General features: G+C 66.1%; 20 protein-coding genes and 1 pseudogene. 8 read left to right on the top strand and 13 right to left on the bottom strand.

Annotation, left to right across the window (positions count from 1 at the left end; all coding sequences use genetic code 11):
• Positions 1–73: 73 nt before the first annotated feature.
• Positions 74–610: pseudogene (locus QZ546_RS13165) on the top strand (DUF6250 domain-containing protein); the annotation flags it as partial.
• 39 nt (positions 611–649) lie between these two features.
• On the opposite strand, the gene QZ546_RS13170 reads toward QZ546_RS13165, so the two are convergent.
• Positions 650–3,805: a TonB-dependent receptor gene (locus QZ546_RS13170; RefSeq protein ID WP_294238292.1), complete on the bottom strand. Its 3,156-nt coding sequence runs from the start codon at positions 3,803–3,805 to the stop codon at positions 650–652.
• A 208-nt stretch (positions 3,806–4,013) separates the two neighbouring features.
• Between QZ546_RS13170 and QZ546_RS13175 the strand changes: the two genes are divergently transcribed.
• Positions 4,014–5,951 carry a rhamnogalacturonan lyase gene (locus tag QZ546_RS13175; protein WP_294238294.1) on the top strand — a complete coding sequence of 646 codons (1,938 nt, stop codon included), beginning with the start codon at positions 4,014–4,016 and terminating at the stop codon, positions 5,949–5,951.
• A 5-nt stretch (positions 5,952–5,956) separates the two neighbouring features.
• Here the strand turns inward: QZ546_RS13175 and QZ546_RS13180 are convergent, their stop codons facing one another.
• The 11 genes from QZ546_RS13180 to QZ546_RS13230 form a co-directional block, all read right to left on the bottom strand.
• Positions 5,957–7,459 (bottom strand): MFS transporter, encoded by a 1,503-nt coding sequence (locus QZ546_RS13180; RefSeq protein WP_294238409.1) that lies wholly within the window; start codon positions 7,457–7,459, stop codon positions 5,957–5,959.
• A complete protein-coding gene (locus QZ546_RS13185) occupies positions 7,456–8,568 on the bottom strand; it encodes a glycoside hydrolase family 88 protein (protein WP_294238296.1) in 1,113 nt (370 codons plus the stop codon). The genes QZ546_RS13180 and QZ546_RS13185 overlap by 4 nt, the downstream gene beginning before the upstream one ends.
• 19 nt (positions 8,569–8,587) lie before the next feature.
• Positions 8,588–11,536, bottom strand: a complete 2,949-nt coding sequence (locus QZ546_RS13190) for a beta-galactosidase (RefSeq protein WP_294238298.1) — start codon at positions 11,534–11,536, stop codon at positions 8,588–8,590.
• Positions 11,533–11,850, bottom strand: coding sequence for an L-rhamnose mutarotase (gene rhaM, locus QZ546_RS13195; RefSeq protein WP_294238300.1), 318 nt, complete (start codon positions 11,848–11,850; stop codon positions 11,533–11,535). The genes QZ546_RS13190 and rhaM overlap by 4 nt, the downstream gene beginning before the upstream one ends.
• Positions 11,847–12,830: an alpha/beta hydrolase gene (locus tag QZ546_RS13200; protein WP_294238302.1), complete on the bottom strand. Its 984-nt coding sequence runs from the start codon at positions 12,828–12,830 to the stop codon at positions 11,847–11,849. Before QZ546_RS13200 ends, rhaM begins: the two co-directional genes overlap by 4 nt.
• 2 nt (positions 12,831–12,832) lie before the next feature.
• The gene (locus QZ546_RS13205) at positions 12,833–14,068 is read right to left on the bottom strand and encodes a rhamnogalacturonan acetylesterase (RefSeq protein WP_294238305.1); all 1,236 of its coding nucleotides are present in this window, start codon (positions 14,066–14,068) and stop codon (positions 12,833–12,835) included.
• Positions 14,056–14,871, bottom strand: a complete 816-nt coding sequence (locus tag QZ546_RS13210; protein WP_294238306.1) for a rhamnogalacturonan acetylesterase — start codon at positions 14,869–14,871, stop codon at positions 14,056–14,058. The genes QZ546_RS13205 and QZ546_RS13210 overlap by 13 nt, the downstream gene beginning before the upstream one ends.
• Positions 14,872–14,978: 107 nt before the next feature.
• Complete coding sequence (locus QZ546_RS13215) at positions 14,979–15,782, bottom strand: IclR family transcriptional regulator (protein WP_294238309.1); 804 nt, start codon at positions 15,780–15,782, stop codon at positions 14,979–14,981.
• A gap of 92 nt (positions 15,783–15,874) precedes the next feature.
• Entirely contained in the window at positions 15,875–17,359 is a 1,485-nt protein-coding gene (locus QZ546_RS13220) for a glycoside hydrolase family 28 protein (protein WP_294238312.1), read from the bottom strand.
• A gap of 2 nt (positions 17,360–17,361) precedes the next feature.
• Complete coding sequence (locus tag QZ546_RS13225) at positions 17,362–18,678, bottom strand: oligogalacturonate lyase family protein (RefSeq protein WP_294238313.1); 1,317 nt, start codon at positions 18,676–18,678, stop codon at positions 17,362–17,364.
• Positions 18,675–19,439, bottom strand: coding sequence for an SDR family NAD(P)-dependent oxidoreductase (locus QZ546_RS13230; RefSeq protein ID WP_294238411.1), 765 nt, complete (start codon positions 19,437–19,439; stop codon positions 18,675–18,677). Before QZ546_RS13230 ends, QZ546_RS13225 begins: the two co-directional genes overlap by 4 nt.
• A 175-nt stretch (positions 19,440–19,614) precedes the next feature.
• On the opposite strand from QZ546_RS13230, the gene rhmD reads away from it, so the two are divergent.
• Genes rhmD through kduD form a run of 6 tightly spaced genes read left to right on the top strand, consistent with a single transcriptional unit; the run spans position 19,615 to position 24,967 of the window.
• Positions 19,615–20,802 (top strand): L-rhamnonate dehydratase, encoded by a 1,188-nt coding sequence (gene rhmD, locus QZ546_RS13235; RefSeq protein ID WP_294238316.1) that lies wholly within the window; start codon positions 19,615–19,617, stop codon positions 20,800–20,802.
• A gap of 10 nt (positions 20,803–20,812) precedes the next feature.
• Positions 20,813–21,676 carry a fumarylacetoacetate hydrolase family protein gene (locus QZ546_RS13240; RefSeq protein WP_294238319.1) on the top strand — a complete coding sequence of 288 codons (864 nt, stop codon included), beginning with the start codon at positions 20,813–20,815 and terminating at the stop codon, positions 21,674–21,676.
• Entirely contained in the window at positions 21,673–22,422 is a 750-nt protein-coding gene (locus QZ546_RS13245; protein WP_294238320.1) for an SDR family NAD(P)-dependent oxidoreductase, read from the top strand. The genes QZ546_RS13240 and QZ546_RS13245 overlap by 4 nt, the downstream gene beginning before the upstream one ends.
• Positions 22,422–23,324 (top strand): amidohydrolase, encoded by a 903-nt coding sequence (locus tag QZ546_RS13250; protein WP_294238323.1) that lies wholly within the window; start codon positions 22,422–22,424, stop codon positions 23,322–23,324. Before QZ546_RS13245 ends, QZ546_RS13250 begins: the two co-directional genes overlap by 1 nt.
• A 39-nt stretch (positions 23,325–23,363) precedes the next feature.
• Complete coding sequence (gene kduI / locus QZ546_RS13255) at positions 23,364–24,206, top strand: 5-dehydro-4-deoxy-D-glucuronate isomerase (protein WP_294238326.1); 843 nt, start codon at positions 23,364–23,366, stop codon at positions 24,204–24,206.
• Between the two features lie 5 nt (positions 24,207–24,211).
• Positions 24,212–24,967 carry a 2-dehydro-3-deoxy-D-gluconate 5-dehydrogenase KduD gene (gene kduD / locus QZ546_RS13260; protein ID WP_294238330.1) on the top strand — a complete coding sequence of 252 codons (756 nt, stop codon included), beginning with the start codon at positions 24,212–24,214 and terminating at the stop codon, positions 24,965–24,967.
• A 95-nt stretch (positions 24,968–25,062) separates the two neighbouring features.
• On the opposite strand, the gene QZ546_RS13265 is transcribed toward kduD, so the two are convergent.
• Entirely contained in the window at positions 25,063–26,250 is a 1,188-nt protein-coding gene (locus QZ546_RS13265) for a DUF2252 family protein (RefSeq protein WP_294238333.1), read from the bottom strand.
• Positions 26,251–26,285 lie beyond the last annotated feature (35 nt).

Raw genomic sequence — 26,285 nt, forward strand, 5'->3', positions numbered from 1 at the left:
CCCTTGCTCCTTCCTCAAACGACCGCTGCCGTGAGACAACAACGCTCAGTTAAGGGGCGAGCCATCCATAAAGGGGGTTCTGGACATCGACGCGGCGGATGGCGTGACGCTGTGGTACACCCGCCCGCTGACCGGGCCGGTGGCGATCGACTATGACGTTATGGCCGTTCAGGCGAGCGGGCCGCATGATGCGGTCAGTGACGTCAACGCCTTCTGGATGGCGCATGACCCTGCGGTGCCCGGCGGCTCCGTCCTCGCCCGGCCGCGGGATGGTCGCTTTGCCAGTTATGACGGTCTTGAGACCTATTATGTCGGGATCGGTGGCAACCGGAACACGACCACGCGGATGCGGCGCTATGTCGGGCGTGCAGGCGATCGCCCGCTCCTGCCGCAGCATGACCGTCGCGATCCCGCCGCGATGCTGGTCCCCAATCGCTGGACCCATATCCGACTGATCGCAAGCGGGCGAGAGATCGCCGTGGAGCGGGACGGTGTCCGGCTCTTCACGCTGGACGATGCCGCGCCCTATCGCCGGGGATGGTTCGGCCTGCGCACCACGCGCAGCCATTTGCGGGTCCGGTCGCTCAGGATCACGACGCTGACCCGATAAAACGGGGCCGGATCATCGTCGATCCGGCCCCGCCGCCTTTTAGAACTTCAACGTCAGGCCCGCGAAGAAACGCTGACCGGGATAGAAGACCTCGGACGTGCCGATATTCTTGATGAAGGTTTTGCCATATTCCTTGTTGATGTTCTGCATCTCCATGAACAGGCTGTAGTGCCAGTCCGGGAAGCGGAAGATGACCTTCGCGTCCAGATAGCCTTCCGCCTTGCGATAGAGCGGCAGGTTGCTGTTTGTGGAGTCGGCGACGGTCTGCAGCCAGTCGGAACGGTAATTATAGGCCAGGCGCGCGTTCAGCCAGCCCTTGTCGTAGAAGATGCTGGCGTTCCAGGTCCATTTGGACAGGCCGGGATAGTCGTTCAGCGGCTGGCCGGTCGCGACATTGGTCAGGTTGGTCCGGATCGCGCGGGCGAAGGTCATGTTGGCGCTGGCACCCAAACCGTCGAACGGGGCGGGCAGGAAGGTGAAGGCGGTCTGCGCGTTCGCCTCGATCCCGTCCAGCAGCGCGCCGAAGCCGTTGGCGGGCTGGCGCACGGTATAGGTTATGCCGTCGTTGAACAGGTCGACGCCGGAGCGCACGATGTTCTGGATGACGAAGCTGTTCTCGTATTTCTTGTAATAGCCCAGGCTGACCAGCGTATCCTTGTTGGGATACCAGGCCAGGTTCACTTCCCACTGGTCGGCGCGATAGGGCTGGAGCGCCGGGTTGCCCGCAGTGCAGACATCGTCGGCGGCCGCGACGGTCGCGTCGTCCAGACAGTTGATGTTGGGGACCAGGTCGGTCGGCCGGGGGCGCGCCATGTTCTTGGCCCAGTTGGCGCGCAGCACCAGGTTCGGCGTGAACTCCAGCGCCGCGTTGAACGCGGGCAGGATATCGACATAGGTATTGTTGAGCGACAATTGCTGTGCGCCCAGCGTCACCGTCTCGGTGCCGCCAGTCGCGGTGAAGCGGGTCTGGCGGCGGATGTTCGTGCCCGTGCCGACATCCTTGGTAAAGATGTAGCGGACACCGGCATTGCCGCTGATCCGCATGCCGAAGATCCGGGATTCCAGATTGCCCTGAACATAGCCCGCCGCGATCGTCTCGTCGATCTTGACCTGCGGGATCTGGGCCAGGCCATTGGCCTGACGGACGAGGTCCTGATCGAAGCCAGACAGGTCGTAGAACAGCCCCAGCACCTTCGGATTGAAGTTCGCATAGGCGAGGCGGTTCGGGACCGCAGAGGGGATGCCCTGCTGCCCTGTGAACATAGGCGCGCCGCCGGTCGTCGTGCCCAGCACGTTGATCAGGTTGGCATATTCGGTGCGCGTCAGATAATAGGTATTGCCATTCACTCGTTGCGGCACGGTATCGGCATTGACGACCTGTGTCGTGAACGAGACGTTGGCGCTCGTCTGATAGACGGCCGGGGTCGAGCCCGAAGCGGGCGTCAGCATCCGCGTGCCGCCACCCATATAGGTGTAATAGTCCGCCCAGCGGAACTGGCCGCCGAACTCGACACTCTTCAGCGGGCCGAAATCGGCATCGAAGACGCCGTCCAGTTTCAGCTGGTTCTCGGAATTGCCAGAGTCGCCGGGGCGATACTGGATGTTCGGCCCGGCCGGCGCTGTGTTTCCGGCGCGGGTATAGTCGGTATAGGTCGCGGGATCGGCCGGATTGACCGAGCTGGGATAGATAAGGACCGGCACGCCCAGGTCGTTGCGGCGGTCGACCTGCATCCCGGCGATGCCGGTGCTGACCGAAATGAGATTGGTGTTCTGGAGCGTGCGCGACTCGCTGCGCGACGCCAGGCCCTTCAACCGGAAGCGATCGACGTTCCAGTCGAAGCCGGTGATATAATAGCGCGAATTCTGGTTGTATTGAAAGTCGCGCCGCTGAACGCCCAGGATATTGGCCGAGCCATTATAGTTCGGGGCGGCCGCCGACCCGATGTTCACGGCGGACAGGGCCGTCGTGTAGCTGGTGACGACATGGTTGGCATCGACCGTCGACGTGCCCAGCTTCACCTGTGGCGTCGAGCTGGTCCCCAGCGACGGGTCGAGCTGATAGCGCTGGATACGGCTCATATCGAGCGCGTAGTTCACATCCTGCAACCGCTGGTTGCGGCTGTTGAACTGGAGTTCGGCGAAGGCGCGGAAATTGTGCGCGAACTCGTACTGGACCGTGATGTCGCCCGACAGGCGCTTGTCGCGACGCACGAGGTTGCGATAGCGCGGCGAGGTCGGGGCCCAGTCGAAGAACTGGTTTTCGCAGGCCGCGCGTCGGGTGGCGAAGGTCTGGCTGGCGGTCGCGCCCACCCCGGCGCAGCTGGCATAGGTGTTGAACGCCGAATAGGCGTCGTTGGCGACCGTCTTCTGATCCGAATGATCGAAATCGGCGAGGCGGCTATAGCCGGTGTTGCTGGCGTAATCCTGCCGCGTCGACACGTCGCTATAGGTGACGTTGGCCAGGACGCCCAGGCCGTCGATCAGGAAATGGGGCGTGCCGACCACCACCGTCGCACGCGGTTTCCAGTCCCGGGTCGTGTCCAGATGCTGTTCGGACAGGTTGATCGTGCCGAGCGCCTTCTTGATCTCCAGCGGCTTGCGCGTTTCGATCAGGACGGTGCCGCCCAGGCCGCCTTCGGTCAGCTTGGCCTGATAGCCCTTATAGACGTCGATCGACTTGACGAGTTCGGAGGCGAATTCCCGGAAGTCGCCGGCGCGGGCGCCCAGCGCCGAGGACTGGCCGACGCCGTTGATCTCCACGCGGTTGAGGTCGGGCTCGACGCCGCGGATCGAAATCTGGTTGCCCTCGCCGAATTCACGGCTGAGCTGGACGCCGGTGATGCGGGCCAGGCTGTCGCCGATATTCTTGTCGGGGAAGCTGGCGATGTCGTCGGCGACGATCGAGTCGACCACCGTGCCCGCGTTGCGCTTGCGGGCGATGGCGGATTGCAGCGATGCGCGGGTGCCGACGACGATGATGTCCTCGGGGCTCGCGCCATCCAGCGAGTCCGACGATTGGGCACGGGTGCCGCCCGTGCTCGTCTGGCCGTTCGCCCGGGCGTTCTGGGCGAGCGCGGGCGCGCCCAGCACCAGCCCGGCGGCCAGCACGCTCCAGGCCGACGTACGCAGCATCGTGCGCATGACGTGCCGGCCGTTCGTGTCGTGCGACCCGGTGATTGCGATGGAACCAGTCATGGCATCCTCCCTCTTGCCCCGGATGCCGCCGATGTTTCTCGGCTGACGATTACGGGGGCCCCTGATATGTGACACCGGTGTATATGACCACAATGTGGAATGCAATCATATAGATTGGAATTTTCTTGAGCGGCGCTATTCTGGTCTGCGTCGCGCCAAAGGGTCGATAAACGACTGGAATGGCGGCATTTGGGTCTGGAGGATGGACATGAAGGGCGCACGGGGCTTGAGGGGCGGCATCGCATCATGGGTGTCGCTCGCGGCGGCCGCACCATTATGCGCGGCCACGCCGACGGGGGAGCGGCAGGCGGAGCGATGGGACCGGGGCGTCGTTGCGGTCCCGGCCCAGGGTGGCGGTATTCTGGTCAGTTGGCGCTCGCTGGCGAGCGATGCGAAGGATGCGGGCTTCGCGGTGTATCGTGACGGGCAGAAGATCACGACTCGCCCGGTCACCGACTCCACCAATTTCCGCGATGCCGCCGGGACCGCCGCCAGCCGCTATGCCGTGCGCATGATCGCGACGGGCCCGGCGGGGGCGCTCAGTCCGGCCGTACCGGTCTGGGCGAAGGGCTATACTTCGATTCCGCTCGATCCGCCCCCGAGCGGCGTCACCCCGGATGGCGAGGCCTATAGCTATACCGCCAATGACGTGGGGCTGGGCGATCTGGACGGCGATGGCCAGCCCGATCTGGTGCTGAAATGGGATCCGACCAATAGCCACGACAACAGCCAGGCAGGCTATACCGGGCCGGTCTATCTGGACGGTTATACGCTGGCGGGCAAAAGGCTGTGGCGGATCGACCTGGGCTCCAATATCCGGGCGGGCGCGCATTACACCCAGTTCCTGGTTCAGGATTTCGATGGCGACGGCCGTGCCGAGGTGGCGATCAAGACCGCCGACGGCACGATCGACGGGACGGGACAGATGGTCGGCGATGCCAAGGCCGACTGGCGCGAACATGGCGGAGAGGTGCCACAGGCGGACAAGACGGGCGCACACCTCACCGCCGACGGCCGGATGGTGGCGAAACTCGCCGGGCGCATCCTGACCGGGCCGGAATATCTGACGGTGTTCGACGGGCGGAGCGGCAAGGCGCTGGCGACCGCGCCCTATGATCCGCCGCGCGGGCCCCGCAACGATCCGGGCTTTGCCCAGATGGCCAAGCTGTGGGGCGACGGCTATGGCAACCGGGTCGACCGTTTCCTGGCGGGCGTCGCCTATCTCGACGGGGGGCATCCCAGCATGATCTTTGGGCGGGGCTATTATGCCCGCACCGCGATCGCCGCCTGGGATTACCGGGACGGCAAGCTGACCGAGCGCTGGCTGTTCGACACCGACCAGCCGGGCAATCAGGACTATGCCGATCGCGGCAATCACCAGCTGAGCATCGCCGATGTGAACGGCGATGGGCGCGACGAGGTGATCTATGGCTCGATGGCGGTCAGTGCCGATGGGAAGGGGCTATGGACGCAGCCGCTCTATCACGGCGACACGATGCATGTCGGCGATCTCGATCCATCGCGGCCGGGACTGGAGAAGTTCGGCGTGCATGAGCAGATCGCGCATAATGGCGGCATCGGCTCGGCGCTGCTCGATGCGCGGACGGGGGAGATTCTTTGGACCAAGCCCGCCGAACACGATACCGGGCGCGGCCTGTCGGCCGATATCGACCCGCGCCATGTTGGCGAAGAGATGTGGGGATCGAACCAGCCCGACCTGTACGAAGTGCACGGCAAGGCCATCGGCCCGCATCCCCGGCAGACCAATTTCGCCATCTGGTGGGACGGCGATCTTTTGCGCGAACTGCTCGACGGCACGACCATCTCCAAATGGAACTGGAAGACGGGCAAGGCCGAGCCGCTGCTGGTGGCCGAGGGCGCAGCGTCGAACAACGGGACCAAGGCGAACCCGGCGCTTCAGGCCGACCTGATCGGCGACTGGCGCGAGGAGGTGGTATGGCGCAGCGCGGACAATCGCGAACTGCGCATCTACACCACGCCCTGGCAGACCACGCACCGGATTACGACGCTGTTGCAGGACCCGGTCTATCGCGCGGGCATCGCATGGCAGAACACAGCCTATAACCAGCCGCCGCATACCGGCTTTTACCTGGGCATGATCAAGCCGTCCGATAAGGCGGAATAACCCGGTCAGAGGACCGGGTTACGCCCCCAAAGCTGGTCGTAGCGCCAGCCCGACAGGTCCTCGACCACTTCGCGGGTCAGCGGGCTGGCGGGGTCGCGTTCGCCCGCGCGCAGCCGCTCGATCTCGTCCATCAGCACCGCATGAGATGCGGGGTCGAGCCGGAACCGCAGCGACACCCACAGGCCGAAGGCGAGCAGCGCCAGCGTGCCGCCGACCATGACGATGACGATCGCCTGGACGGTCTGCGCCGACTGGCTGGCCGCGCCGGTGACGAAGCCCGAGGCCTGCAGGATCTGGCCGACCATGATGAGGGCGGCGGCCTGCGACATCTTGCGCACGAAGGTCATGACCCCGGCAAAGGCGCCCTCGCGGCGGCGGCCGGTGACGATCTCGTCGACATCGGCCATGTAATTATAGGTCGCCCAGGGGATATAGTTGAGCGCGCCGCGCCCCAGCCCGGCAAAGGCGACGGGCAGCACGAAGACCCAGCCGCTGGCCCCCTGTCCGGTCCACCACAGTCCGAGGAACAGCAATACGCCTAGCGCGAAGCTGCCTACCGCGATCCGGTAAGCGCGGGCGGGCGAGGCGCGCAGCGCGAAGTTGATCGCCAGCAACACCGCCAGCGTCTGCACCGCATAGGTGAGGCCCGCCAGGTTCGACACGGCCAGCGTCGTGCCGCCGAGCGCGAAGACGACGAAATAGGCGAAGGCGGCGTTGAAGATGTCCTGGCTGATATAACCACCCAGATACATGCCCAGATGCAGCCGGAACGCGCGGATGCGCAGTGTCGAGAACAGGTTGCGATAGAGGTCGCGGATCGCCGCCAGCGGCGTCATCCGCTCGCGGGCCAGCGCCATGGTTTCGGCCGAACGCGGGCGTTCCCAGCTGAACAGGTACAGCATCGTCGCCGACGCCATGAACAGTACGGAGAACAGGATGCCCATATAGAGGTAGGTGTCGGGCGAATCCTTGCCGAGATGCTCGATCAGGCGGCCGGGCAGGATGGCGGCGAGGATCGCCGAGATCTGGCCGCACATGATCCGCCAGCCGGCGAACTTCGCCTTGGTCCGGTAGTCGCTGGCCATCTCGGCAGCGAGCGTCTCGAACGGGATGATCTCGAGCGCATAGACCAGCTCGAACAGGACATAGGTGACGAGATAATACCAGAAGCTTTGCCCCGCGACCCACATGATGGCGAAGGAGGGGAGCAGCGGAATGGCGGCCAGCACGAAGGCGCGCCGCCGCCCGAACTTGCGCCCGGCCCATGTGTTACCGAACCGGTCGGAGACATAGCCGATGGTCGGGCTGGCCACCGCGTCGAGCACGCGGGCGATGCCGAAGATCAGCGTCGCCTGCGCCGCCGACAGGCCGCAAAAGCTGGTGTAGAAGAACAGCACCCAGGTGCTGATGACCGCCATCGACCCGGCGCCGAGGATGTCGTTCGATCCATAGGCGGCGAAATTATACCAGCGGACCGGACGGGCGGGGGCGATGGCGGCGGACATCAGATATAGGTCCGCAGAAATTCGCCGAGCGCACAGATCGCCAGGCTCTGGCCGTACGGCATCGAGGTGAGCGCGATGTCCTTGTAGAATTGCATCGTGTCGCCCATCGCGGTGCCGAAGCTGACCTGCTTCAACTCGCCCTTGTCGTCGATATTGGCGAGAACCGCGCGGATCGCCTTGATTCCGACCGCCTCATAGTGACGCGGCAAATACCCCTTCCGCACGGCCTTCAGGATGCCATAGGCGAAGCCTGCGGTGGCCGAGGCCTCCAGATAGCTGGTCGGATCGACGATCAGCGTATGCCAAAGCCCGCTCTCGTCCTGATGCGCGGCCAGCGTCTTCACCTGCGCGGCCAGCGTGTCGATCAGGAAGGTGCGGAAGGCATCGCCCGGCGGAAGGTCGAGCATCTCGATGATCTCGGGGATCGCGATCGTGACCCAGCAATTGCCGCGCGCCCAGAGCGCGCCCGCGAAATTGTGCCGCCCGTCGAAGGTCCAGCCATGATACCAAAGCCCGGTCTGGCGATCGAACAGATATTTGATGTGGATGAGAAACTGGCGCTTGGCCTCCTCGATATAGTGCGGGCGATCCAAAATCTGGCCGATGCGCGCCAAGGGCAGCACGCTCATCATCAGCGTGTCGTCCCACATCTCCTGCGGGTTCTCGTCGTTGAAGACGATATGCTGGAATCCGCCTTCCTCGGTCTTGGGCAGGCCGTCATCGGCCATCAGCCATTCGGCCCAGATGTCGAGATAGGGCAGGTACGTCTGGTCGCCAGTCTGCTCGTAGAGGTTGGCGAGCGTCAGGAAGGGCGACATGGTGTTGATGTTCTTGGTCGGCGTGCCCGCGGCGAAGCGGTCCTCGAACCATTTCAGCATCACGTCCCAGGCGGCCGCGTCGCCGGTCTGCTCCCAATAGCGATACAGGCCGAACAGGCCGATGCCGTGCGTCCATTCCCAGTCGTTCCACCCCTTGGTGTCGATGACCCGGCCGTCCTCCAGCCGGAGCAGGAACTCGCCGGTCTCGTCCTTGATGTTGACGAGATTGTCGATCAGCTTGGCGATCTGCGCCGTCACCTCGGCGCGGGGGATGTCGTGTGTCAGGGCTGCCACGGGAAATCGTCTCCGAAGATCAATGGGATGGAAAAAGGTCGCGATAGGTGGGTGCGGTCACGTCGGTGACGCCCACGCCGCCGCGCGCGTGATGCAGGGTGACGAGCTTGACCGGCTCGATGGCGTTGCCGGGCGCGCCGTCGCTGGTGACGGCGAGAGCCAGCGTATTGCGGCCGCGATGGTGCAGGATGCCCTCTGGGATCGGGAAGACGCGCTGCGGCCCGACATTCGCGACGAACTGGCCCATGTTCCAGCCATTGACGAAGATCAGGATGCGGTATCGGCCGGGCGAGCGCGGGGTCTTCGAATCGCCGATCTGGAGGCCGATCGTCGCGTCGTCGTTCTTGGGGACGGACAGGTCGAAGTCGGTGCGATACCAGCTGGTGCCGGCATAGGACTTGGCGTCGGACAGCCTGACCGCCTGCCACGCGCTGTCGGGGAAGCCCGGCAGCGTCCAGCCCATGCGCTCGCCGTAAAGCCCGCCATTGTTGCTGGGGCCGCGCGCGACGTCCCTCAACTCTTCGCCGCCCGCGCGCCCCTGGATCTTCCAGGCGATCGGCACGGCGAAGCTGTCGCCGCCCGCTTTCGCCAGCGATACGGAGATCAGCCCGCGCGGCTCCTTGTGCGCGTCGTCGACGTCGAGGTCCCAGTTATGGCCGTTCACCCGCACCATCGCGGCGAGCACATGTTCGCCGGGCGCCTGCGCCTCGGGGGGAAGCGCAAATTCCGCGACCCCGGTGGTGATAGGCCGGGGCAGGCCGCCCGCCAGTTCGTGCTGGCCGATCAGTTTCCCGTCGAGGAAGAGCTGCAGCATCCCCGCGCCGCCCGCGCCGTAATGGATCGTCGCGGTCTTCGCCTGTGCCGAGCCGGTGAAGCGCCCGCGATACCAGACATCGCCGTCATGGAAGCCGTACGCATCGGCGCCGAGATTGGGCTGGCCGGTGGGCGGCCGAATGGTCGCGACATTGCGCGCCGTGCCTGCGGCTGTCCAGCCGGAGTCGTCGAAATCGGGGCGGGCTTCGGGCGAACCCTCGGCATAGCGCCAGCGTGCTGCCATCAGGTCGGGCAAGGCCAGGGTTTGCAGCGCGGGCAGGGGGCGCTTGGCGATCAGGCTGCCGCTGGTCGAGCGGGTAACGGCCACCGCCTGACCGTTCCAGCGGATCGAACGGACGGCGCCCCAGACCTCCAGCGGTGCGGCCGTCTCGGTATCGCCGGTCAGGTCGAGCGTGCCGCCACGCACCGTCGCATGGCGGACCAGCGTGGGGCCACGTTCCAGCAGGCCGTCCTGCCGGAAGAAGCTCTGCCCCGCTGCCACGTCGCCGATCAGCAACAGCAGCGGTGCGCGGCCGCCGCCTTCTATCCGCACGCGGGCAAGCCCTTGGTGCGTATACGTCAGGCGAAGGTCGCCCTTGGCTGGATCGAAGGCATTCGCGACCTGGCCCGCAATCACGGTGACCTTGGGCGCGCTGGCATAGCGCAGCACGGTCTCGCCCGGCTCGTCCGCTCGACCGTAGAACAGCACAACGTCCTCCACACCGTGGCGGATCGTCGTCTGGAGTTCCGAGGTGGAATAGACCAGCCGCTGCCGTTCGAGGTCTACCCCCGCCACCAGCAGCTTGGCATCGCGGCCATGAAGTTCGCTGGCGAAGCTGTATCGCCCGTCCGGCAGGTCCGCGGTGATGGTGAAGCGTGCATCGCCGGTCGCGTTGGACGGCTTGGGCGCGACGAACAGCAGGCGCGCGTCGGTATCGGGATTGCGGTCGTGATAGACCTGCACCGCGTCGCTGCCGGTGATGGTGACCGGCGGCGCCTTTTCCAGCCGGGCGAGATCGGGCACCGCGCTAAGGAATTGGCCGATCTGCTTCAGCTCCAGCGCCTTGGGCCGCAGGTTGCGCGCCTCGTCGATCGCCGAGCCATAGTCGTAGGAGGTGTAGACCACCGGTGCGGGCAGCCAGCCCCAGCTGGTGCCGCCATAGCCCATATAGATGCTCTGGATCGCGATGCCGTTGGCGATGTTGGTGCCGTAGAAGACGCGCTGATAGCCCGACCCGCGCTGGATCGCGTTGCACGGATACATGCCGTTCGACCCCCAATAGTCGAACCAGCCGCCGCCGAACTCCGCGATGAAGCCGGGAGTCCTGGGCGAGGCACTCGCGCCCCCCTTCGCCCCGCCAGGACCGTACAGACCCCAGTCGGGAGCGGGGGCACCCTTGGTCGGCTTGTTGTCGACACCGCACACGCCGCCGGGATAGCCGTCGAAGGCGTACAGCTCTTGCGGGCCAGGCACGGTCAGCGGCACGTCCGAGCTTTTGGGGACCCAATAGCCGTTGCGGCCCTGGTCGTTGTGGAACATCGGCACGGTGATGCCGTCGGCGCGCGCCTTGTGGTACAGGTGCTGCATGTAGCGGCCCTGTGCGGGTGTGGTCAGCGCCAGCTCGTTCTCGATCTGGTGCAGGATGACGCTACCGCCGCGTCCCAGCTGATGCCGCGCGATGATCGGGTTGATCCGGTCGAGCCATTCGTCGATGGCGGCGAGATATTCGGGATCGTCGGTGCGCGCCTTGCCCGGCTGGTTGACCAGCCAGCCCGGAAAGCCGCCACGCGACAGCTCGGCGTTCACATAGGGCCCGGCGCGGGTGATGACGTAGAGCCCTTCCTCCTGCGCCATGGTCAGCAGCCGGTCGATGTCGCGGATGCCGCTGAAATCGTAGACGCCCTTTTTCGGGCTGTGAAAGCCCCAGTCGATATAGATGGCGACGGTGTTGAAACCGCTGGCCTTCATCTTTTGCAATATGTCCCGCCACAAATCGGGCGAGGGCAGGCGGAAGGGGTGGAACTCGCTCGACCAGATCAGGGTCGGCTTGCCGTCGATGCGCAGCGAATAGCGGTCGTAGCTGACGCGCGGCGCGGGCGGCGCGGCCTGCACCGTCGCCCCACTCGCCAGCAACAGGGCAGCGGCCAGGCTCATGCGAAATGGAACATCGGGGTCAAGGGCGCCTCGACCGGGCGGTTGCCCGGCTGGACCTCCATCAGGTCGGCCATATAATCCCACCAGCGCTGCATGACCGGCTGGCCGGGCAGGTCCTCGCGCTTGTCGTCCGGGCGCAGCCGGAGAACGGCGAACAGCGCGTTCGTCTCTTCGTCGAGGAAGATCGAATAGTCGTAGATCCCGGCGTTGCGCAGCGCCTCGGCCAGGTCGGGCCAGATCGCGTCGTGGCGGCGGCGATATTCCTCCGCCATGCCGGGCTTCAGCATCATGCGAAAGGCGATGGGGCGGGTCATGAATCGTCTCCGGGAATGGGCAGGCCATGGCGATGGGCGAAGGTCGCGAAGCGCGAGAGCCAGCTATGCGGCTTTCCGTCCGGGCCGATCAGGCGCGGGCCGTGGCCGCCCGTCTCGACGATATGGAGTTCGGCCGGGCGGGGCAGAGCGTGGACCGCCTGGAACATCGCGATGCTGTTGGCGACCGGCACGACCGGATCGTCGGCGGCATGGCCTAGGAAGGTCGGAGGCATGTCGGCGGGCAGGTCCAACTCGGCGGAATAGCGCGCGGCCAGGGCGGCATCCGCGTTCCGGCCCAGCAGCTCGCGCTTGGATTGGCCATGGGCGAAGCTTTCCGTCATGGTGATGACCGGAAAGAGCAGTCCGACCACCCTCAGCGTCGTCGGTTGGCTGTCCGCCGCGTCGATCGGGTCATAGGTCTTGAGCGCCGATCGGGCGGCGAGCCGTGCCGCGAGATGTCCCCCTGCGGAAAAGCCCATCGCCGCCACATTGGCCGGGTCGATGCCCCATTCCCCGGCCCGCGCCCGGATCACGCGCAACGCGCGCTGGGCATCCTGGAGCGGCGCATCGGGGCCGGCTGCCCAGCCGTCGTGGGGCAGACGGTAGAGCAGGTCGAAGGCCGTCACGCCCAGGCTCGCGAACCAGCGCGCGACGGGGGAGGGTTCGCGACCGACCGCGACCCGCGCATAGCCGCCGCCGGGGATCAGCAGGACCGCCGCGCCGGTCGGCTTGGCGGCCGGGCAGACGGTCAGCATCGGCGTCGCGACATGTGGCCAAGCAATGTCGTCGGCCGCGCCATTGGGCGACCGCTTGACGAAGCTGTCGGCCACCGGCGGGTTCGGCATCCCCGGCGGCGTGGCGGGCCAGATCGGAAAGCGGCTGGGCGCGGGCGCCGCCACCGCCGCGCGCGGTGTCGCGGCCAGCGACAGCCCGGCGGCGATCAGGGTGCGCCTGCCAAGTATCAAGGGGTCTAGCGTCATGGTCAGTTTCCAGCCGGTCGTTCGCTGCTGCGCATGGTGCTGGCCGCCAGCCTGACACTCTCTGGTGCGGGCGGCTGGCCGGGGTCGAAGGAAGGCAGTTCGCTGCGCACGAATCGCGCGAGCGCGGGCATCGCCCGCATCCGCTCGGCAATATCGCGGGCCAGCACCCAGGCACCGTAATTGTCGTGATGCGTCGCATCGCGCCCGCCGTCGTTGAAGGCCAGCGGCGCACGCGCCTGGCCCAGCGCCTCGTAGAAACGGATCGAGTCCGCATTCAGGTCGATCACCGGCACATGCTCTTCCGCACCGACCGCGCGGACGGTTTGCGGATAATCGCCGAGGGTCGGCCGGATATGCCCGTCCGCCGTCCATTGCCGCCGCTCGGGCGATGTGACCAGGATCGGCGTCACGCCGCGCCGCCTCAGCTCGGCGATATAGGTGCGCAAATATGCGCGATAGGTCGTCGCGGCCTCGGCATAGGTTTGCGGCCACTGCGCCTTCTGGTCGTTATGGCCGAACTGGATCATCGCAAAGTCGCCGGGCTTCGCACTCGCCAGCACCTTGTCGAGCCGCAGCTCGGTTAGGAAGGATTTCAGCGTCTCGCCCGACTCCGCGTGGTTGGCGACCGCTATGTCGGGGGCAAGGAACAGGGGCAGCATCTGGCCCCAGCTCGCCGCGGGTTCGGCGGGCTGGTCGGTGACGGTCGAGTCGCCCAGCAGGAAGAGCGTCGGCACCTCGACCGGCGCGACCGCCACGGTGCGCAGGGCGGGTGCGGGGCCGAGGATTTCCAGCGTCAGCCGATCGTCCCAGTTGAACGACCCAAGCTCGCGGGGCTTCAAGCGCACAGCGTCGCCGCCCGGCGCATTGGCCGGTGGCATGGCCAGTCGTGAGTCGCGGACATTCACGATGAAGCGTCGCGTGACGATCTCGCCCGGCCGGGTGCGTACCGCGTCCAGCATCAGGCGGCGATTCTCGGCCTTGATCGTCGTATCGGTCGCACGGGCAGGATCGCCCAGCGTCACCGTTATGGCATAATTGCCCGGCGGCACCGCGACCGAGAAAAGATGGCGATCGGCCTCATAGCCATAATCCCGGTCGAACCGCCGATCGGCCGCGACCGTGATACCGTCCGCATCCTGCACGCCGGGCGAGAGAACGAACCGATGCGTTACGGACTGCGACTGGGCGGAGGCGTTCATGGCCATGCCCAGCGCCGCGATCACGATCAACCGGCGCATGACGGCCCGCCCGCAGGCGTCGTGCGGGTCAGCGCGGGGCGATCCTTCAGGATATGGCGGGCGATGGGCAAATGGGTCTGGACCAGGCCGTTCGCGACCAGATCGGCGATCCTGCGCGCGCCCAGCTCGCTGAAATGCGTGTCGTCATCGACCGCGTCGGTATAGCCGGGCAGCCCTTCGCCCTTGGCGTAATGGAGATAATAGACACGCGAGCCGTCCAGCCCCAGCTGGTCGATCCAGCGTTCGGACAGGGCCGCGAGGTCGATCAACGGAACCTGTTCTTCGGCGGCGACGCGCTTTGCCGCATCCGAATAGGTCGGAAAGCTGGGGATGACATGGCCGTCCTTGAACACGCGCCGCGTGACCGGGGTCAGCAGTACCGGCTGCGCCTTGGCGGCGCGGGCCACCGCGATGAAGCGTTTCAGATTGGCTTCATATTCGGGGATCGGGGCATAGCGTTCGGGCTTGGCCTGATTGGCGTCGTTATGCCCGAACTGGATGAGGAGAGTGTCGCCCGGCTTCAGGTCGCGGGCGATGGCGTCCAGCCGCCCCTCGGCCATGAAGCTCTTGGTGCTGCGCCCCGCCATGGCATGGTTGGCGATCGTGACTTCCGGTCCGAAGGCGCAGCGGAGCATCGAGCCCCAGCCCGAGAGGGGATATTTCTCGGGCTTATAGTCCTGTGCCGTCGAATCGCTGGCGATGAACACGCGGGCGGGGGGCAGGTCGTGCGGGGCGGCCCCGGCGAGCCATAGCGGCAGGGACGCCACCAAGAGTCCGACAGTCGCCCGATGACGCCGCGCCATGCATCCGCTCCCTAGTCCTGCCTCGCGAACCTCTTTGCGATCCGCTTTCCAAGACTATGCGCGTATATCCCACATAGTGCAAGTGGACTTTGGCATTTGGGATAGATTCAGCGGCGATCCTTTTCCCGCCAGCCGAGATCGCGGCTGATCGCATGGGCGGTACCCAGCACGTCGCCGGTCAGCGCGGTCATCCGTTCGTCGGACATATATTGCGCCGCGCTCGACACGCTGATCGCGGCAACGATGCGGCCGCTCGCATCGCGGATCGGGGCCGCGACGCAGCGTATCTGATCCTCGTTCTCCTCAAGGTCATAGGCGCAGCCCAAGCCGACATAGCCGCGCATCCGCTCCAGCCAGACATCGTAATCGGGGGCGTTGGGATCGCCCGCGCGCTCCTCTTCGAAGCGTTGCCGCCAGTGCCGGGCCTCGTCGTCGAGCATCAGCGCCTTGCCTAGGCCGGTTGAGGTCATGGGCTGGCGGTCACCCACCCGGCTGGAGATGTCGACCCGCCGGCGGCCGGGAATCTTGTCGAGATAGAGCGCCTTGTCGCCATCGCGCACGCCCAGATGGACGGTATCCTCCGATGCGGCCGCCAGCGCCTCGATATGGTCGCGGCCGATCTGCACCACGTCCGCCTGCCGCTGCGCGAGGAAGCCCAGTTCCAGCAGCTTGGGGCCGAGGCGATAGCCCTGGCGCGGGGTGAAGATCAGGAAGCGCCGGTCGATCAGCGCGCTTGCCAGACGGTGCGTGGTGCTGCGCGTGAGGCCCAGCCGGTCGGCCAGTTCGGCCAGAGCGATCGGCCGGTCGGCGACCTCGTCGATCAGGTCCAGGCCGCGCAGCAGCGTCTGGCTGCCGGTCGGGCCCTTGGTCTCTCCGGCGTCGGACTTGGCGGATTTGGCGGATGCGGGCATCGGAAAATCTCTCCTGTCGCGCCGCAGACTCTGCTGGCGCGTACCATATTGTGGAAGTGTTTGCCTGTAGTGTGGGGCGCTGTCGAGGGTAATCAGCGGGATTCAGGCCAGAATGGTGTTTCCCGCACTTTGCCCAAGACCACATCGTCGAGAATGACGGGTGGCCGGGCGTCCACTCCGTCATGCGACAGCGTCAGCCGATCGACGTGCAAGCCCGCGACATGCCGCGCCCACAGGCCCCAGCTTGGCAGCGTGCCGAACATGCTCGGTTCCGGATAGGCTTCGGGCAAGGCTTCGGGCACATGCCGGCGATCCGCTTCCGTGCCCCCGCCGCGATACCGCAGCCTGATGCGGGCCAGCGTCACGTCGCGAATGGGATGGCCGCGCAGGCCGGCCAGGATCAGGGGATAGCGATGGTCGATCCCCGTCGCGGTGATGTCGGCCAGGGTGATACCCTGCATCGCGCCGATGGTTGTGCCGGCCGGTCCACGTCCGCGCTGGCCGAGTCGCAGGAAGATCGGCGCGCTGGTCACATCGTCCATCGTCAGCCGTCGTGCAGTGACGCCCTTCATGACGCCGCCGTCCACGGTCTCCAGCGCCAGGCCGCGGCTATGGTAGAAGCGGCAATCCTCGATCAGGATGTCGCGAAAATCGCCATTGCTCTCGGTGCCGATCTTGATCCGGCCGGTCGGCCCGTCCCGGTCGGGGGCCAGCAACTGCGTCGTGGCCAACCGACCGTCCAGCATCGTGCCGCGATCGTACCCCGACACCGCGCAATCGCGGATGACGATGTCCTCGACCGGCATCGGATTGCCCATCGCGAGGCTGCTCTTGATGACGATGGCGTCGTCATTGGGCGTGTTCACCCGGCACCGTGTGACCCTGGCATCGCACACGCCGTCCAGGTCGATGCCGTCGCGCTCGCTGTCGATGGTCAGCCGGTCGAGCGTCACATGGGTGCATCCGGTCAGCAGCACCGCGATGTGACCGCCACCGTCGATGGTCAGCCCCTCGATCGTGACGCCGTGGCAATCGCGCAGGCCGATCGCCTTGTTGCCTTGCCCGTGCATGGCCTCGAAGTCGGGCTCGAGCGCGGCGATGGCGGCGGGGCTCATGTCGCGCATCGACAAGGGGCGTTCGCCCAGCTGGGCGCGCCAGCGCGAGCCGGGGCCGTTTCGGGTCAGCCCGCGTCCCTTGATCCGGCCCGGCCCGCCGATGGCGACATCGCGCAATCCGTCGCCCCAGATCAGGCTATTGTGCCAGTGGCTATGCCCGAAATCCTGGTAGAGCTGTTCCCCGCGCGGTTCGGGATCGTCATAGCGGCCAGGATGGCGTGCGGGATCGGCGGCTTCGATCACCGCCCCCTCGGCCAGCCGGAGCGCGACGCCGCTCGCCAGCCGGATGGAGAAACAGAGATAGCGTCCGGCGGGCAGCGCCACCGTCCCGCCGCCGGTGCGTGCGACATGGGCGATGGCGCGGTTGATGGCATGATGGTCCAGCGTCCGCCCGTCGCCCCGCGCCCCGGCCTCGCGCACGTCCAGCCATTGCCGGGCATGGACCGGCGCGGCGAAGTCCATCGTCAGGGCCGCGTCTTTGCGACCTCGACTGAATAGACGTGGCTCGCGCCCTGCATGTTGGAACGGAAGACCAGCCATTTGCCGTCGGGCGTGAAATTGGCATTGGGCTCCAGCCGGTAATCCTGCGCTTTCATGTTGACGAGCTTTTCCGCCTCGAACACGCCGGGCTGGATCAGCGTGTCGGCATCGGGTGCGCGGATGCCCGCGACATCGGGAATGGCGCGCGGGCGGAGAAGGTAGAGCCATTTGCCGTCGGGCGCATGGGCGACCATCTCGCTATCGCCACCATCGCCGGAAAAGAGCGTGCCGTCGGGCGAGCTGTGGAAATGCACCGACCATTCATTGCGGTTCAGGTGATAGCGGGTCCGCTTGCCGCTCGCGATCTCATAGCCAGCGACCCAGAAATCCTCGCCGCGCGGGGTTTGCAGGTCGTACCAGATTGTCCGTCCGTCATGCGAGAACCATTCGTGCCCGGCAATCTCCATGTTCATGGTGCGGGTGTGGATCTTGCGCGGGCTGTCATTGGGCCGATCGACGCGCATCAGCCAGAGCCGGTCGACCTTGTGCCAAGGCCCCTCGTGACAGAACATCAACAGGCCCGTATCGGTCGGCGAGAATTGTAGATGATTGAGCCAGTCGGTCGCGCGGTGGACGATGCGCTTCTGGCCGGTGCGCGTGTCGATGACGAACATCGCCATGGGCACCCGCGCCTCCAGCCGCTCGTTCATCCGCACTTCCTTGGCCTCGGCATAGGTCAGCCGTTTGCCGTCTGGCCCGGTCGCCCGGTAATCGGCCTGATCGTAGCGGGCATCCTTCTTGGCGAAGAGGGCCAGCGTGTCGGACGATGCCTTGGGATCGGTCTCGACCCCGCCCAGCAGCGTTTCGTCGGCGTTGATCGTCTGGATGTCGCCCTGCGCGATCGTGGCAATCTTGCGGGCTTTACCGCTGTCGATATCGGCGGCCCAGATGGTCTTGGGCCCCTGACCGTCGGCGCTTTGCGTCTGGTAATAGACGGTCCGCGTCCGGTGGCCGGTGAAGAGGAGGCGGAACGGCCCCGCGATCGGCACGATGGTCTTCAACACGCGGGTCTTCAGGTCGACCGAAGCGATGCCCCTGGGCGTCGAGATCAGCAGCTTGTCGCCCTGCGGCGTATAGCCGTTGAAGTTGAAATAGAGGCTGGCACTGCCCGGCTCGTCCGACAGGCGGACGATGCGGTGGCCGGTATCGGGATCGACCCACTCGCGCGGTGGCGCGGTGTCCGCCGCGAGCGCGACGGATGGGGCCGCCAGCGCCAGCAGCATCGCTGCCCCAAGCCTCATTGCAGGTTCACATAAGCGCCGCCATCGACCAGCAGCGCCGCGCCGGTGACATAGCGCGCCATGTCGGAGGCGAGGAAGACGGCGGGCCCCGCCATATCCTCCGGCACGCCCAGCCGCCCCAGTGGCACGCGGCCTTCCATATATTTGCGCTTGGCCTCGTCGGCGAGGTCGTCCTTGTTGATCTCGGTCAGGATGGTGCCGGGGAGCAGCGAGTTGCAGCGGATATTGTGACGGCCGAGCGCGATGGCCGCCGACTGCATCAGCGAATGCAGTCCTGCCTTGGTCGGGGTATAGTGCGTCTGATACTCCCCGCCGACGAGCGCGGAGATAGAGGAGACGGCGATGATCGACCCGCCATGGCCCTGTTCGACCATCTGCCGCGCCGCCGCCTGGCACATATAATAGCCGCCATGCAGGTTGACCTGCATCGTCCGCTCGAACGTCTCGACCGGCATGTCGAGGAAGCTGTGGAAGGGGCAGATGCCCGCGTTCGACACCATCACATCGACCTTGCCGAACGCCTCGACCGCGCGGGCGATGAAGTCGGTGGCGGTCGCAGGATCGGCGACGTCGCCCTGGATCGCCACCGCGCGGCGGCCATGCGCCTCTATGCCCGCGACGCACTGCGCCGCGCCGTCCGAGTCGCGCGCATAGTTGATCGCGACATCCGCGCCATGTTCGGCCGCGCCGATGGCGATCGCCCGGCCGATGCCCGTCGAGGCGCCGGTGACGACGACGGTTTTTCCTTCCAGCAGCTTCACGGCCTTGCTCCTCATCCTGTTCGTCTGCTCACTTGGCCGACCGGTTTTTGCAAAACAACCGATTGACCTTCAGAGTCTCAACAATTAGCATCCTATTCCATAAAGTGAGAAAGTAAAGCCGGGAGGATCGGATGCGGGGCGGTTGCCAAAGGACGCAGGCCAGCGAGGGCGGGCGATGAGCCTGTCGCGGATCAAGCATGTCCGCGCCTTCGTCGCGCGCGGGGCAGGGGCCGATTATCATGACCAGGGCGCCGGCCACTGGATCGACGATCACATCGCCACGCCGATGAGCCGCTATCCCGAATATCGCCAGTCGCGGCAGAGCTTCGGCATCAACGTGCTCGGCACGCTCGTGGTCGAGATCGAGGCCGAGGACGGCACGATCGGCTTCGCGGTGACGACTGGCGGCGAGCCCGCCGCCTATATCGTCGAGAAGCATCTCGCGCGCTTCCTCGAAGGCCGCTCGCCGGTCGAGGTCGAGAAGATCTGGGACCAGGTGTATTTCTCGACCCAATATTATGGTCGCAAGGGGTTGGTCGTGAACGCGATCTCCGGCGTCGACCTGGCGCTATGGGATCTGCTCGGCAAGCTGCGCGGCGAGCCGGTCTATCACATGCTGGGCGGCGCGGTCCGTGACGAGCTGCAATTCTACGCCACCGGCGCGCGGCCCGACATCGCCAAGGAGCTGGGCTTCATCGGCGGCAAGCTGCCGCTCCATCACGGTCCGGCCGAGGGGCTGGAAGGGATGGAGAAGAACATCGCGCTGCTCGCCGACATGCGCGCCAAATGCGGTGACGATTTCTGGCTGATGTACGATTGCTGGATGGCGCTCGACCTGGATTACGCCACCCGGCTCGCGCACCGCGCCTGGAACGAATGCGGGCTGAAATGGATCGAGGAGGCGCTGAGCCCCGACGATTACTGGGCCTATGCCGAACTGCGCAAGAAGGCCCCGCCGGGCCTGCTCGTCACCACCGGCGAGCATGAGGCGACCCGCTGGGGCTTTCGGATGCTGATCGACATGGGCTGCTGCGACATCATCCAGCCCGATGTCGGGTGGTGCGGCGGCGTCACCGAGCTCATCAAGATCGCCAACTATGCCGACAGCCGCGGGGTGATGATGATCCCGCACGGATCGAGCGTCTATAGCTATCACTTCGTCATCACCCGGCACAATTCGCCCTTCGCCGAATTCCTGATGATGCACCCCGGCCCGACCGAGGTGGTGCCGATGTTCGCGCCGCAGCTGCTGGGCGAGCCGGTGCCGCAGAATGGTCGCATCCGGGCGAGCGAACTCGACAAGCCCGGTTTCGGGGTCGAGCTGAACGCCGACGTGCCGCTCCACCGCCCTTACACCCATTGAGGATTTTCCCATGAAACTCTGCCGTTATGGTCAAAAGGGCGTGGAAAAGCCCGGTATGGTCGATGCCCAGGGGCGCATCCGCGACCTGTCCGGCATGATCGACGATGTCACGCCCGCCATGGTCACGCCCGAGGCGCTGGATCGCCTGCGCAGCGTGGACCCCGAAACCCTGCCGCTGGTCGAGGGCGAGCCGCGCTACGGCGTGCCGGTCGCCGGTATCGGCAAGTTCATCGCGATCGGCCTCAACTATGCCGACCACGCCAAGGAATCCGGGCTGGAGCCGCCGCCCGAGCCGATCTTCTTCACCAAGGCGATTTCCTGCCTGACCGGCCCCAACGACCCGGTCATGATCCCCAAGGGCGCGGAAAAGACCGACTGGGAGGTCGAGCTGGGCGTCGTGATCGGCAAGACCTGTCGCTATGTCGAGGAAGCCGACGCGCTGGATCATGTGGCGGGCTATGTGCTGGCCAATGACGTGTCCGAGCGGGCGTACCAGAAGGAGCTGGGCAGCCAGTGGGACAAGGGCAAGGGGTGCGACACCTTCGGGCCCGTGGGACCGTGGCTGGTGACGCCGGACGAGCTGGGCGACTGCCAGGACCTCGACATGTTCCTCGACGTCAACGGGCGGCGGATGCAGACGGGCAATACCCGGACCATGATCTTCCCGGTGGCGGAATGCATCGCCTATGTCAGCCGCTTCATCACGCTGCATCCCGGCGATCTGCTCATCACCGGCACCCCGCCCGGCGTGGGCGAGGGGCAGAAGCCCGACAAGATCTTCCTGAAGCCGGGCGACACCATGCATTTGGGCATCGCCAAGCTGGGCGAACAGCGCCAGACCTGCATCCCTTTCGCGATGGAGCTTCCCCAGTGACGATCTACGGGGGGCGCTTTGCGGGGCGGTCCGCGATCGTGACCGGGGCGGCCTCGGGCCTGGGTTGCGAGGTCGCGCGCCGCATCGTCGCAGAGGGCGGCACGGTCGTGCTCTGGGATGTCGATCGCGACAAGCTGGCGGTGGCGGCCGATGTGATCGGCGCAATCCATTACGAGGCCTTCGACATCGCCGATGTCGCGGCGGTCGAGCGGGCGACCGCCACCAGCGTGTCGGTGCTGGGCAAGGTCGACATTCTGGTCTGCTCGGCCGGGATCACCGGCGCGACGGCCAGCGTGCAGGACTATCCGCTCGACAGCTGGCAGCGGGTGGTGGACATCAACCTGAACGGCGTCTTCTACTGCTGTCGCTCGGTGGTGCCGCATCTGCTGGCGAACGGCTATGGCCGGATCGTCAACGTCGCCTCGGTCGCGGGCAAGGAGGGCAATCCCAATGCCTCGGCCTATTCGGCGACCAAGGCGGGGGTGATCGGCTTTACCAAGTCGCTGGGCAAGGAACTGGCGGCCAAGGGCGTCATCGCCAATGCGATCACCCCGGCGACCTTCGAGAGCCCGATCCTCGCCCAGCTGCCGCAAAGCCAGGTCGATTACATGCGCGGCAAGATCCCGATGGGGCGGCTGGGACAGGTGAGCGAGACGGCGGCGATGGTCTGCTTCATGGCGTCGGAGGAGTGCAGCTTCACCACCGCCTCGACCTTCGACACGTCCGGTGGACGGACGACCTATTGATGATCCCGTTCGTCGACGCGCATATCCATTTATGGGATTTGGGGCGGCTGCGCTATCCGTGGCTGACCCCGCCCTTCGTCGATGACGGGCCGAACGGCTCGGTCGAGGCGATCGCGCGGACCTATCAGCCCGCCGATTACCGGGCGGAGATGGCGCGGTGGAATGTCGTCGGCGCGGTGCATGTCGATGCAGGCGCGCATCCCGGGGACGCGCTGGCGGAGACCGAATGGCTGGAGGGGCTGGCCAAGGATGACGGACTGCCGACCGCCATCGTCGCCTTTGCCGCGCTTGACGATCCCGATCTCGATGCGACGCTGGCGGCGCATGTCCGGCACGGTCGCGTCCGGGGGATTCGCCATATCGTCAACTGGCATCCCGATCCGCAGCGCAGCTACATGCCCCATGACGTGACGCGCGATGAAGCGTGGCAGCGGGGCTTTGCCCGGCTGGCCGCTTATGGCTTGTCCTTCGACCTGCAATGCTATCCCGCGCAGATGCCGGGGCTCGCCAATTTGATTGCACGGCATCCGGACATTCCGGTGATCCTGAACCATGCGGGCATGGCGGTGCCCGGCGATCCTGACGGCATCGGCGAATGGCGATGGGGACTGGCGGCGCTGGCGGCCTGTCCGAACGTCTCGGTCAAGCTGTCGGGCTTTGGTTTTGCCCGGCGCGACTGGACTCCTGCTTTCGTGCGCGACACGGTCCGCACCGTCATCGACCTGTTCGGCATGGATCGCGCGATGTTCGCCAGCGACCTGCCGACCGACCGCCTGTTCGGCAGCATCGACGCACAGATGGAGGCCTGTCATGCCGCCGTTATGGACTTCAGCGAAGAGGATCGCCGCGCGCTGTTCGGGCGTAACGCCGACCGCATCTATCGCATGGGACTGGGCTGCTGACCGCGCCCGTTTAAGAGACAGGATTTGGGAGTGAACCGCATGTACGATCGCACTTACTACGCCACCCACCCGGACATGATGGAGTGCGTCTCCAATGACGAGCTGCGCGACCGCTATCTGATCCCGGACTTGTTCCGCACGGGCGAATGCGTGCTGAACTACACCCATGCCGAGCGTTTCGTGATCGGCGGCGTGGCGGTGGGCGATGCGCCCGTGAAGCTGCCCGACCAGACCGAGCCGAAATCGGCCGCCGGGCACCCTTTCCTGGAACGCCGCGAGCTGGCCATCGTCAATGTCGGCGCGGTCGAGGGCCGGGTGACGGTGGACGGCGAAATCTTCACATTGGGCAACAAGGACTGCCTCTATGTGACGATGGGCGCACGGGAAGTCTTCTTCGACGGGCAGGGCGCGCGTTTCTATCTCGCCTCCTGCCCGGCCCACAAGGCGTTCCAGACCCGCAAGCTGGGCATCGCCGACGCCAATGCGCTGGATCGCGGAAGCCTGGAGGAATCCAACGAGCGGACCATCTATCAGCTGGTCATCCCTGGTGTCTGCGATAGCGCGCAGCTGGTGATGGGCCTGACCGTCCTGAAGCCGGGCAGCGTGTGGAACACGATGCCCCCGCACATCCATGAGCGTCGCAGCGAGATCTATTTCTATTTCGAGCTCGACAATCTCGACACCGACCGCGTCATGCACTTCATGGGTGAGGGCGAGGCGACCCGGCATCTGGTGGTGAAGAACGAGGAAGCGGTCATCTCGCCGCCCTGGTCGATCCATATGGGTGCGGGCACCAAGGCCTATGCCTTTATCTGGGCGATGGCCGGTGAGAACCAGGACTATACCGACATGAACGTGCTCGACATCTGCCAGCTGGCCTGAGCGCGATGACCCATCCCTTCGATCTTTCGGGGCGCGTCGCGGTCGTCACCGGCGCGAATACCGGCATCGGCCAGGCGATTGCGGTCGCGCTCGCCCAGGCGGGTGCCGATATCGCCTGCGTCGGCCGGACCCCCGCCGAGGAAACGGTCGCCTCGATCCGGGCACTCGGCCGCCGGGCGGAGATCATCTCCGCCGACCTGTCGACGATCGAGCCCGTCGACCGGGTCGTCACCGAGACACTGGAGCGGCTCGGTCGCCTCGACATCCTGGTCAACAATGCGGGCATCATCCGCCGCGCCGATGCGGTCGACTTTACCGAGGAAGACTGGGACGCGGTGGTCGACACCAATTTGAAGTCGGTGTTCTTCCTGTGCCAGGCGGCGGGGCGGCACATGATCGCGCAAGGGTCGGGGCGGATCATCAACATCGCCTCGATGCTGACCTTTCAGGGCGGGATCCGCGTGCCGAGCTATACCGCGTCCAAGTCGGGAATCGGCGGCCTGACCAAGCTGCTCGCCAATGAATGGGCCAAACACGGCGTCACGGTGAATGCGATCGCGCCGGGTTACATCGCGACCAACAACACCGCCGCCCTGCAGGCCGACCCGGTCCGCAACACAGCGATCCTGGACCGCATCCCCGCCGCGCGCTGGGGCAATCCGGCGGACCTGGGCGGGGCGGCGGTCTTCCTGGCCTCCGACGCGGCGGCCTATGTCCAGGGGCATATCCTGGCCGTCGACGGCGGCTGGCTGGCACGTTGAGATGACGGGCCGGTCGGGGCGTTCCCGATCGGCCGTCATATCCTGCCGCACGAGCGACGGTTGCGGGTCTGGCGGTGCGCGGCCTTTCCCGGTCGTCAGGCCGCCAGCGCGTAGCGGCGGCAATGATCGAGATAGCCGACCTCATGCCGCCCTGCGAGTGCCACGACGCTTTCCCATAGCCAATTGGGGGTATCGAGCGCGGCGCGGCGGTCCGCCTCCAGTATGTCCAGCCATTCCATGCGGCTCTTGTCGTCCATCTGCCGGGCATGGGCCTTGCCTACCACAAAGGCCAGGTGGCGCGCAGCACGGACCGCCTCGCTATGGCTGAACTGATCGACCTCCAGCTTCAGGTCTTGCGGGGTCAGCTCGCGGATGAAAAGCGACCGGCCGCACATCCGGACGGGCATCATCCGCGTGCCGAGATGGGGGGACAGCGCACGGGCGGCCGCGACGACGCGCTCGGCATTGTCCTTGGGCATCTTTACGCCGGGCGCGGCGGGGGCGATGGGATCAGTCGCTTCCTTCAGGTCGACCAGCGCATAGGACCAGCGACCCTTGCCGGTCTTCAGCGCGACGATCGCGGCATAGCGCAACAGGCCCAGCGAGCTGCATCCCTTCATCCAATAGGCCGCATCGACCAGCCGGACCTCGCGGTCCTGCGGCTTGCCCTTCAGCGACAGGATCATGGCGGCGACATGCTGGTCGGCGAACAGCGCGGTCAGGGCATCGCGTTCGTCCGGTGCCAGCTCCCAGAATTTTTTGCCCAGTGGAATGCGCGGCTCGACCGCGTCCAGCCGCTCCTTGGCAAGGTGCCGCCAACGCCGCCCCAGAGCCTCCCGCTCGACGCTGCGCACGATATCGGAATCGGGGCCGTTATCCTCGCCGCCCGGATCGGCGATGGCGGCGGCATAGCCGTCGACCATTTCCTCCATCATCCGCATCGTCACCACGCCGGGCAGGTCCGATCCCCGCGCCGCCGTCGCCAGCGAGAGGCCGAGCCGGATCAGGTCATGCGCCGGATTGCCGATGACCGCCTGGTCCAGATCGCGGATCTGGATCTCGACCGCGCCCTTTCCGTTGGCGAGCGGCCCCAGATTGCCGAGGTGACAGTCGCCGCAAATCCAGATGGCGGGCCCCTCCGGCACGCGGCGCGCGGCGGCCGACTCCGCCAGCCAGTCGTAGAATTTCGCCGTATTCCCCCGAACATAGGCATGGGCCGATCGGGCCATTTTGAGATTGCGTTTGGTCGTGAGAAGGTCGCGACGCTCGGCGGGCAGGGGCATGGATGATGGGGCCTCGTTCGGATTATCCTGGGATA

Source organism: uncultured Sphingomonas sp., assembly GCF_913062585.1.
GTDB lineage: Bacteria > Pseudomonadota > Alphaproteobacteria > Sphingomonadales > Sphingomonadaceae > Sphingomonas.